Below are 9,875 nucleotides of genomic sequence, written 5' to 3'. Positions count from 1 at the left end.
GGCCAATTTTACTTGACCACTACAGAACACTTCAATGTGTACTTACCGTCGGGACGCATATGATACTTCCAGTAAGGTAGCAGACCTGCGACGCCCCCATTGCAGGAAACATTGAAATCGTAATTGTCAAATTTGACCGCTCTATTAGAGCTAGTAGGACACTCACCCTTAGCAACAAGGTTGATAGTACCTTGTGCACTTTGCGTAATAACCATGTGTCTTTCTGTTGTGGTAAGTAAAAATACGCCATCTTCATCCATACAGGAAGATAAAGCTTGAAAACTTACAACTTCGGCCGGTTGAGCTAGGGCTATTGATGATATCGAAACGAATGTGAGCGTCATCATTAGCTTTTTGATTGAATTAAACATAATGCTATTCCTTTAGTTGGTTAAACCAATATCTGTTAAATGTATCAGATACCTTTATTTTTGAACTTCATGTGCTTCATGTACTTCATGTACTTCATATAAGCAACAATCAAAAAATAAACTTTTTAGTTATAGCACAGGAACGCAAAATATCAATTTAGGAGGCGAATCCATTTATTATTATTGCTCAATGCTTCGAACGTCAGCTAACTCAGATAAACCGATCTTTGGAGCAGCTTTGATGTGAACGACTTCGCTTATTAATGACAAGCAGGACTTTAGAATTCAGAATATCAGAGTGGTGTTGAGATATAAGCCAAAGCTTTTTGATTAGATAAACAATTGCCGTTGTGCTCTTTGCCTGGCCATTTCACTACCTTGACCCTCGTAAAGTGGTGTCTATACTGAATATAAGAAATTGTTAAATATGACGTCTTATATGCATTTAACAGGCTCTCAGTTGATACCGTTTTGGTAAACAGAGATTAAGAATAATCTTTCATCATTACTGTATTTCCAACTCACAAAAACTTTTTCACAAAGGATCTGCTATGAAAAAAGTAATATTAAGCCTGACACTTGTTTTGCTCAGTGTCTTTGCCATCAGCTCTGCAGCGGCTGTCGATATGTTCCTGAAGATAGAAGGAATAGAAGGTGACTCACAAGACGCACTTCGTCCTGATAACATCGTAGTACTTGCATGGTCTTGGGGGGCCTCATCGGATGTAAAGGGAAAAGGCGGTGTATCTTGCAATATTCAAGACGTATCAATTACTAAGTATGTTGATTCTGCTTCACCAGTCTTACTGATGGGGCAGCTAAACGGAACAGAGTATGCGACTGGTCAGTTGGCGGTTAGAACAAATACTGCAACAGGGCAGTCGATAGAGTATATTGTCATCGATTTCAATAATATAAGAATTACCAGCTTATCGACTGGTGGTTCAGGTGGCGAAAATCGTTTAACTGAAAATGTATCATTCAGCTTCAGTGATGCGACCTATACTTACACGCCAATAACAGGGACCGGCGCAGGCACCCCGATTTCTGCAACTATTGGCGGGTGTTAACTCACAGCTATATGTAAATAGAGTACTGTTAAAAAGCGCAAATTGATTTGCGTTTTTTTATTTAATGTTAACCCCATTATTTCTGTTAATATTCTGTCTTGTCTTTAAACTCACATAAGTCTTCAATAATACATGAACCACAACGTGGCTTACGGGCAACACAGGTGTAGCGGCCGTGCAGAATAAGCCAGTGGTGTACGTCGAGTTTAAATTCAGCTGGCACTACTTTAAGCAGTTTGTGTTCTACTTCGTCGACATTTTTACCCATAGCAAGTTTGGTGCGGTTTGAAACGCGAAAAATATGGGTATCTACCGCTATGGTGGGCCAGCCAAAGGCGGTATTAAGTACCACATTGGCGGTTTTGCGGCCAACCCCGGGCAGGGCTTCTAACGCTTCGCGGTTTTCTGGCACGATACCACCGTGTTTCTCGACTAAAATACGGCAGGTTTTAATCACATTTTCGGCTTTGGTGTTAAATAAGCCGATGGTTTTAATGTAGTGCTTAACCCCGTCAACGCCTAAATCCAGCATTTGCTGCGGCGTACGGGCAACCGGGAAAAAGTGTTTAGTGGCTTTATTAACCCCAACATCGGTAGCCTGTGCTGACAGCAGCACGGCAATCAGTAACTCAAACGGAGAGCTGTATTCCAGTTCAGTGGTCGGGTTTGGGTTGGCGGCCCGCAGCCGGCTGAGTATTTCAATTCTTTTTTGTTTATTCACAATACCAGACCTTTTTACTGCGCCGCACCGGTTACCCGGGCCCGGGTAATACCCACGGCCTGACTCTGGCGTTGTTGTAATTTAGCATCAATCAGATTTTTCAGCGCAATTAACAATCCCATACCGATAAAGGCACCCGGCGGCAGCAAAGCCAGTAGAAACTGAGTATCAAGCGCAAATAATTCGATGCGAAGGCTGGCAGCCCAGTCGCCCAGCAGTAAATCGGCACCATCAAATAAGGTACCCTGACCCAGTATTTCCCGCATGGCGCCTAATACCACCAGCACCAGCATAAAACCCAGGCCCATCATTAGTGCATCAATAGCGGCAGGCAGAACGGCATTCTTGGAAGCAAAGGCTTCAGCCCGGCCGATAATGGCGCAGTTGGTCACAATAAGCGGTATAAAAATACCCAATGACTGGTATAAGCCAAAGGTATAGGCGTTCATCAGTAGCTGAATGACGGTGACGAAACTGGCAATAATTAGTACAAACACCGGGATCCGGATTTCGGAAGGCACCACATTTCGCACCAGCGACACCACTATGTTAGAGCCAAGCAGTACCAGCAAAGTGGCAAAGCCGAGGCCCAGCGCATTAGTCACCGTGCCGGTCACGGCCAATAGCGGGCATAAACCGAGCAGTTGCACCAGACCAGGGTTGTTTCGCCATAGCCCTTGTACCGTCAACTCCCGGATACTGTTTGGGTTATCACTCATTGGTTTGCTCCGCAATTTGCTGGTCTGCTGGCAAGTTCGGGATGTTGTCGTACCAGCAATCCGGCCTTATAAATGGCATCAACCACAGCACGTGGTGTAATAGTAGCACCAGTGAACTGGTCAAACTGACCGCCGTCTTTTTTTACCGCCCAGGCAGACTCATTCTCGCTGGTGACCTGTTTACCGTTGAAACTTTCAATCCAGGATGAGCGGCGCCGCTCAATTTTATCGCCAAGCCCCGGCGTCTCCTGATGGTTCAGTACCCGGCTACCCAGCACCGTGCCGTCGGGCTGTATTGCCACAATTAAATCAATATTACCGCTGTAACCGTCTGGCGCGGTAGTTTCAATGACAAAAGCATTAACACTGTCATTACCTCGCAAACGGTATACCGACTGTGCTGTAGGGCGGCCTAATAACGGCGGGTTAGTCACCAGAATACAATCAGCCAGCAACGCCGCATTAGCGCTACTTTGGGGCAAAACATCATTTAAAATAGCCAATTTGTTGGCCAATTGTTGCTCGGCAATTTTCGGTTGGGTCAGCTGGTTTACCAAACCCAGAATGGCAACACAGACCAATGCTACCAGGGCCAGTAGTAACGCATTTTTTGATATAGGCTGGATCATTTACCGGCTCCTCTGGTTTTATGGCCATAAGTGCGGGGACGGGTATAGTAATCTATCAAGGGTACTGCCATATTTGCCAACAGCACGGCAAAGGCCACGCCATCCGGGTAACCACCGTATTTACGAATAATAAATATCATCAAGCCAATAAAAACACCGTACAGGATTCGTCCTTTATTGGTCGTCGATGCCGAGACCGGATCGGTGGCAATAAAAAATGCTGCTAACATGGTTGCGCCAGAAAACAGTTGAAACAGCGGGCTTGGATTGGTATCGGCTGCTGCCAGCCAGCTTAGCAGGCTCAAAGCAAACAAACTGCCTAACACCGCAACCGGAATTCGCCAGCCAATCACTCGTAGTTTTATCAGCGCTAAACCGCCGGCAAGATAGGCCAGGTTTACCCATAGCCAGCCAGCACCGGCAATGCCATAGAATACCGGTTGCTCAAGACTTTCGGTTAAGGTTTTGCCTGAAGCCAGATCAGTACGGATGGTATCGAGCGGTGTTGCCATGGAAATGCCGTCTATGCCGGTTTGTAGCTGACTGATGCTAAAGCCACTGCAACTGTACTGCGTCATGACCGCACAAACCGCATCTAACAGGTTTAACGATTCTGGTTGCAAACTGATGCTTGGCAACCACTGGGTCATTTGTAATGGATAGGCAATTAACAGCATGACGTATGCGGCCATTGCCGGGTTAAACAGATTATTTCCAAGGCCACCGTAAAGTTGCTTAACAATGACAATGGCAAAAAAAGTGCCGATGACAATCAGCCACCAGGGTGCATAGGGTGGTATGGCAATGGCCAGCAGCACGGCAGTCAGCAGTGCGCTGTTATCCTTAAGCCTTGGCAACGAAGGTTTGCGTCGTAACTGCATCACCAAAGCTTCAGCCAGCCAGGCAGTAACGATAGCCAGCAGCAATTGCACCAGCACTCCGTAGCCAAACAACAAGGCCTGAACCACAATACCTGGAATGCAGGCTACCACCACCAACAGCATGATTTCAGAAGTACTGCGGCTGATCCTGTTATGTGGCGAGCTGGTAATTTTAAAACTCATGGGTTTTCGCTATCTGCTTGTTTTTTGGCTTTAGCCCGGGCAATCGCTGCAGCTATAGCAGCTTTACGCGGATCGGTCGTTGCCTGCGCTGTCGCCGGCTCTGTTGCTTCAGGTTGTTTTGTTTGTTCTGCTTCAGCCACTTTGTCCTGCTGCTCAGCCTGAGTTTGGGCGGCTTTACGCGCTTTGGCCCTGGCAATGGCTGCGGCGACAGCGGCACTTTTGGCGTTTGCCGGCTCATCTGCTGCCGGGTTCTGCTGGCTCGCATCGTGCTGCTCTAACGGCGCAGGCTCAGACGCAATGTGTGTCTTGCTTTGTGCCTTCTCTGCCTGATAAGCCCGGGCCTGCTGTTTTTTTGCTTCCCGCTCGGCCAGTAGCTGCTCGCGATCTGCTGGTACAGCGCTTTGTTCGTTTTGTTTGGCTTTTATCCGCGCAAGGGCGTCTGCCACCGCATTATTGTTGCCACCACTTTGCTGTGCTTGTTCCCTGGCTTGGGCTAATCGTTGGTTACGGGCCATACGTTGCTGTTTTTCCCGCTCCAGTCTGGCATTGCGTGCCTCAAAGCGGGCTTTAGCCTGTTCGGCTTTCACCGATTCGCGTTGTTGCTCACGGATCTCTGCTTTCGCTACCCGGTAATATTGTACCAACGGGATTTCACTGGGGCAGACATAAGCACAGGCACCGCATTCGATGCAGTCAAATAAGTTGTACTCATCCAGTTTTGCCGGGTCTTTCGCTTTGCTGTACCACAGCAACTGTTGCGGTAATAAACTGGCCGGACAGACATCGGCACAGGCACTACATCGAATGCAGTCTTGCTCTTTTGCTGCCGGCGGTAATTCATGCTGACTCGGTGCCAATATACAGTTCGTGGTTTTTGTTATTGGTACGGCCAGATCGGGTAGGGTAAATCCCATCATGGGGCCTCCCATAATGACTTTGTACTGGTGTTGCTGCTGATAGCCACAAAAGCTAAGCAAGTCGCTAACCGGTGTACCAATTAAGGCCAGCACATTTTGCGGTTGGCTCAGGGTTTCACCGGTGACCGTGACCACCCGTGATAACAACGGATGGTCGTCTAGTACGGCCTGGGCGATGGCAAAGGCGGTACCGACGTTCAGCATCACGATACCAATGTCGATTGGCCGGCGACCGGCAGGGACCTCTTTATTGGTTAACAGCTGGATAAGTTGCTTTTCGCCGCCTGACGGATATTTTGTCGGGATATCCCGAACATAGTAGTGCTCACGCTGGCTACAGGCTGCTTTTAATGCGTTACTGGCAACGGGCTTATCGTCTTCAATACCAATAAGTACTGCCTTTGGGCTTAATAACTTACATAAGATATCAATACCTTTGACAATGGTAATGGCACCTTCCTGTATTAATGCATCGTCAGCGCTGATATAGGGCTCACACTCAACGGCATTAATAATAAGGTAATCGACCGGCTGAGTTAAACCTGCTTTTAAATGAGCAGGAAAACCCGCGCCGCCCATTCCGGCTATGCCGCTTTGTTGGATCCGTTCCAGTAAACTACTACTGTCGCTGGTCGCAAGGCTCAGCGGATATTGTTCCCGCCACTCCTCCAGCCCATCGGGCATCAGGGTGATGGTGTTTTCAGGTAATGCAGACGGGTGAGCACTGGTATGCTCGCCAATAGCAAGGATGGTGCCGGACGTCGGCGCATGCACCGGAACTGCCATCGAATTATCGGCACTGGTCAAGGCCTGGCCTTTTAATACGCGCTGGCCAACACTGACCAACACATTACCGGCGACGCCAATGTGCTGGCGCAGGGTAATGTACAGCCGATCGGGTAATGGCATTACGGCGATTGGCTTCTGGGCGGTCTGGGCCTTGCGGGTTGGTGGATGAACACCACCATGAAAGTCCCATAATTTCCCGGCTTGAATTTGCTGATATAAACTCGACACCTGTTACTCCACCTGAATTATCGGAATAGCGTTGAGATCCCATTTCCAACGCTCTGGGGTGGGTGTTACGGGTAACATATCGATACAGTCCACCGGGCAAGGTTCAACACATAAATCACAGCCCGTACATTCATCTGCGATAACGGTATGCATGAGTTTTGAGGCACCGACAATAGCGTCAACCGGACAGGCCTGAATGCATTTGGTACAGCCAATACATTCATCCTCCCGGATGTAAGCTACTCGTTTAATGGCAACGGTCTGGGCTGCATTTAGCGGTTTCGCGTCAACACCCATTAAATCGGCCAGTTTGCGAATGGTGCTGTCGCCGCCTGGCGGGCACTTATTAATTTCGTCGCCGTTGGCTATGGCTTCTGCATAAGGCCGGCACCCCGGATAGCCACATTGGCCACACTGCGTTTGTGGCAAAATATCATCAATTTGTTCTACCAACGGGTCACTCTGGACTTTAAAGCGAACGGCGGCGAAGCCCAACACCCCACCAAAAATCAGGGCTAATCCACCTAAAATCAGCAATGCGGTTAATAAACTCATCAGACTTTCACCAGGCCGGTGAACCCCATAAAGGCCAGCGACATTAAGCCGGCGGTGATCATCGCAATCGCCGCGCCCCGAAAAGGCACAGGAACATCAGCAGCCGCAAGCCGTTCGCGCATTGCAGCAAACAAGATTAATACCAGGGAAAAGCCCGCAGCAGCACCAAAACCATAAACAACCGAGTTTATAAAGTTATGCCGCTCATTCACATTTAATAAGGCGACGCCGAGCACGGCGCAATTGGTGGTGATCAGGGGTAAAAAAATGCCCAGCAGACGGTACAGGGTAGGGCTGGTTTTATGCACCACCATTTCTGTGAACTGCACCACAACCGCAATGACCAGAATAAAACTTAACGTACGTAAATAAAGCAGGTCAAAGGGCGCTAATAGAAAACTGTCCACCAGATAACTACAAATAGACGCCAGAGTCAGTACAAAGGTTGTTGCCAGCGCCATACCAATAGCCGTTTCCAGCTTCGAAGATACGCCCATAAACGGGCACAGGCCAAGAAACTTCACTAACACGAAGTTATTTACTAACACCGTACTGATTAGTAGTAACAAAAATTCGGTCATAGTCGGGCTTAGGTACAGGGCTTAAACAGTTAACAGGGGAGTATTATGCAATGATGTCATAGTGGTTACAACCTAACAAACAGTAGGGGTATTGCGCTGTTTAACCTCGCTGTCAGGTTTTACTGGCAGTTAGACAGACTTATTGCGCCTGACTAACTGCCAGTTGACGACGGATCTTAAATTGGCGCGGGTTTTCCTACATAGTAACCCTGGTTGCCATCAATAAATAAGGATTCCAGCATGTGTTTTTCTTCCTGAGTCTCGACACTTTCCGCAAATACGCCTACGCCAATCCGATGAGCCAGGTCAATCATCAGGCGCATAAAGTATTGATTGTTTTTATCTTCATCAATATGACGGGTATAACTGCCATCCATTTTGACGAAGTCAGGTTTTAAATCACGGAAGAACTTAAACGAGGTAATACCTACCCCAAACTTCTCGACCGTAATCCGGGCACCTGCACGGTGAATCATATCGATAAAGCGCTTGCTGGTTTTCAGATTTTGCTGCAAGCCAAATTCTGATACTTCAAAAATAAGCTTGGCGGCAATGTGGGCATCTTTTAATAAGCGACGTTCCAGCCAGATAACAAATTGATCATCATGTACACATCGTGGTGACAGGTTCAATCCAAAATACTGATCCTGTAAGTTGCGATTCTTAATGGTGGTCAGGGCCGTTTCAATAATCAGCCGGTCTACAGCAATAATTTTATCCAGCTTTTCCGCCATGGCTAAAAATGAAGCGGTTGGTAATACCTGATTTTCCTGGGTTTTAAAACGGACCAGGATTTCAGAGTACGCCTTTGCCGAGCGGTTTGACGGTTGGATCAGCTGGGCAAGTAATGCTATGCGGTTGTTGTTTAACACATCTTCAATAACATTACGCCAGTTTTGATTGCCGTAGCCGCTGCTGGCCATTTCCAGCCCGGCAGAATCTTTTTGTAAGTGCCAGGCGTTCGTTTGTTTAGTTTGTGCCAGACTAATTGACGTATCAGCAACTGCCAGCAACTCGCCTAAGGCTTTACCACTTTCATAAGTCACCAGTCCGGTATAAGCGATAGAATCAAGCTCTGCGTTTTTCTGGTATTCGTTAAAGCGGCTTTGCAGTTGCAGGGCAAAGTTTTCGGCCTCTTTGGGTGTGATCCGTGGCAGCAAAATACCGAAATCTGAACTGTTTAACCGGAACAAACGGGCATCTTTATAGGCATCGGCAACTTTGCGCACAATATTGGCGACATCTTTAATGTACTGATCGCCTTCCTGATAACCGCGGGTTTGATTCAGACTCTGTAATTCAGTGCAGCGGGTAATGGCAAATACGCCAAAGTCGGTATCTTTGGAGACTTTACAGTGATCTTCATAATATTGTACAAAACGATTGCGGTTGGGTAACTCGGTTACCGGATCTTTGTACGCTTCTTCGGCTATCTCATACGCGGCGTTGGTCATTTCGCTGTATTGCTTTTTGCTGTAATTAGCCAGCTTTTGCAATGCGACGTTAATATCTGAAAATTCTGGTGGAATTTTATTCCAGTTGGGTTCTGCTTTTTGCGGATTTTCAATAAAGCCGTCAATAAGCTGATTAACCTCCCGCGATGTTTTGCGGTAACTGCGGTTGATGCTGCTTTTCGTCAGGAATATCGTAAGCCAGCAAATAATAAAGGGGGCCAGCAATAGTACAAAGCCAAGCTTTTGTAACGGGGCCAACAAGGGTTGATGGTTCAGCTGGTAATTTACCTGAATATCGTGCTCTTCGCTGCGCACTAACACCGGTCTGAACTGACTGCCCGCAGTTTGCAGCGCCCACATTGCCACAGTGGCAGGGCGTCGCGCATTGTTTTGCTCATGCAATACGGTGCCGTCAAGCTGGCTGATCCGCAGGCTTAGCAATTCAAAGCTCCGGTCTAACTGTCTGCTCAGTACTTTAGCATCACCAGAGAGGTGATGAGTTAAAATTTGTTCTATGGTATTACGTGCATTCCGTTCACGTATTTCAATCAGCTGCTGGGTGTATACCACAAGTGCTGTAACAGATAGCGCAGCGAGCAATATTGCTGTTAATAACTGTGCCACTAATAAGGTTTTAAATATCTTCATAAGCCCTGACCACCAAACATAATTGCTTCCTTGTCTAACGCTTAATATAGTGTAGCTAAAAAGAATAGAAAGCTAATTAAATCAAAAAAATACCTAGAAAGGAATAAATAACGACAGATAGCAGGAAAA

At 47.3% G+C, this 9,875-nt stretch carries 10 protein-coding genes; 1 reads left to right on the top strand and 9 read right to left on the bottom strand.

Features of this window, described 5'->3' with window-relative positions:
* Positions 1 to 8 precede the first annotated feature (8 nt).
* Positions 9 to 371 carry a hypothetical protein gene (locus tag B2X65_RS03710; protein ID WP_290610747.1) on the bottom strand — a complete coding sequence of 121 codons (363 nt, stop codon included), beginning with the start codon at positions 369 to 371 and terminating at the stop codon, positions 9 to 11.
* Positions 372 to 922: 551 nt separating this feature from the next.
* Here B2X65_RS03710 and B2X65_RS03705 point away from each other — a divergent pair.
* Positions 923 to 1,441 (top strand): Hcp family type VI secretion system effector, encoded by a 519-nt coding sequence (locus tag B2X65_RS03705; protein ID WP_290610745.1) that lies wholly within the window; start codon positions 923 to 925, stop codon positions 1,439 to 1,441.
* Between the two features lie 85 nt (positions 1,442 to 1,526).
* Here B2X65_RS03705 and nth read toward each other — a convergent pair whose 3' ends face one another.
* The 8 genes from nth to B2X65_RS03665 form a co-directional block, all read right to left on the bottom strand.
* Entirely contained in the window at positions 1,527 to 2,162 is a 636-nt protein-coding gene (gene nth / locus B2X65_RS03700; RefSeq protein WP_290610743.1) for an endonuclease III, read from the bottom strand.
* Positions 2,163 to 2,176: 14 nt separating this feature from the next.
* Entirely contained in the window at positions 2,177 to 2,881 is a 705-nt protein-coding gene (locus tag B2X65_RS03695; RefSeq protein WP_290610741.1) for an electron transport complex subunit E, read from the bottom strand.
* The gene (gene rsxG, locus B2X65_RS03690; RefSeq protein ID WP_290610739.1) at positions 2,878 to 3,510 is read right to left on the bottom strand and encodes an electron transport complex subunit RsxG; all 633 of its coding nucleotides are present in this window, start codon (positions 3,508 to 3,510) and stop codon (positions 2,878 to 2,880) included. The genes B2X65_RS03695 and rsxG overlap by 4 nt, the downstream gene beginning before the upstream one ends.
* Complete coding sequence (rsxD, locus tag B2X65_RS03685) at positions 3,507 to 4,574, bottom strand: electron transport complex subunit RsxD (protein WP_290610737.1); 1,068 nt, start codon at positions 4,572 to 4,574, stop codon at positions 3,507 to 3,509. Before rsxD ends, rsxG begins: the two co-directional genes overlap by 4 nt.
* Entirely contained in the window at positions 4,571 to 6,508 is a 1,938-nt protein-coding gene (gene rsxC / locus B2X65_RS03680; protein WP_290610735.1) for an electron transport complex subunit RsxC, read from the bottom strand. Before rsxC ends, rsxD begins: the two co-directional genes overlap by 4 nt.
* A 3-nt stretch (positions 6,509 to 6,511) precedes the next feature.
* A complete protein-coding gene (gene rsxB / locus B2X65_RS03675; protein ID WP_290610734.1) occupies positions 6,512 to 7,063 on the bottom strand; it encodes an electron transport complex subunit RsxB in 552 nt (183 codons plus the stop codon).
* Positions 7,063 to 7,644, bottom strand: a complete 582-nt coding sequence (gene rsxA, locus B2X65_RS03670) for an electron transport complex subunit RsxA (protein WP_290610733.1) — start codon at positions 7,642 to 7,644, stop codon at positions 7,063 to 7,065. The genes rsxB and rsxA overlap by 1 nt, the downstream gene beginning before the upstream one ends.
* 176 nt (positions 7,645 to 7,820) lie before the next feature.
* Complete coding sequence (locus B2X65_RS03665) at positions 7,821 to 9,746, bottom strand: EAL domain-containing protein (protein WP_290610732.1); 1,926 nt, start codon at positions 9,744 to 9,746, stop codon at positions 7,821 to 7,823.
* Positions 9,747 to 9,875 lie beyond the last annotated feature (129 nt).

This window comes from Arsukibacterium sp. UBA3155 (assembly GCA_002364615.1).
GTDB lineage: Bacteria > Pseudomonadota > Gammaproteobacteria > Enterobacterales > Alteromonadaceae > Alishewanella.
Note: the sequence above shows the minus strand (reverse complement) of the source record. Positions and strands in the feature narration are given on the sequence as shown.

Bases quoted from the DNA above. Each gene is read 5' to 3' on its own strand.
- B2X65_RS03710 (WP_290610747.1), bottom strand. From the start codon at position 371: ATGTTTAATTCAATCAAAAAGCTAATGATGACGCTCACATTCGTTTCG.
- B2X65_RS03705 (WP_290610745.1), top strand. From the start codon at position 923: ATGAAAAAAGTAATATTAAGCCTGACACTTGTTTTGCTCAGTGTCTTT.
- B2X65_RS03695 (WP_290610741.1), bottom strand. From the start codon at position 2,881: ATGAGTGATAACCCAAACAGTATCCGGGAGTTGACGGTACAAGGGCTA.
- rsxG (WP_290610739.1), bottom strand. From the start codon at position 3,510: ATGATCCAGCCTATATCAAAAAATGCGTTACTACTGGCCCTGGTAGCA.
- rsxD (WP_290610737.1), bottom strand. From the start codon at position 4,574: ATGAGTTTTAAAATTACCAGCTCGCCACATAACAGGATCAGCCGCAGT.
- rsxB (WP_290610734.1), bottom strand. From the start codon at position 7,063: ATGAGTTTATTAACCGCATTGCTGATTTTAGGTGGATTAGCCCTGATT.
- rsxA (WP_290610733.1), bottom strand. From the start codon at position 7,644: ATGACCGAATTTTTGTTACTACTAATCAGTACGGTGTTAGTAAATAAC.
- B2X65_RS03665 (WP_290610732.1), bottom strand. From the start codon at position 9,746: ATGAAGATATTTAAAACCTTATTAGTGGCACAGTTATTAACAGCAATA.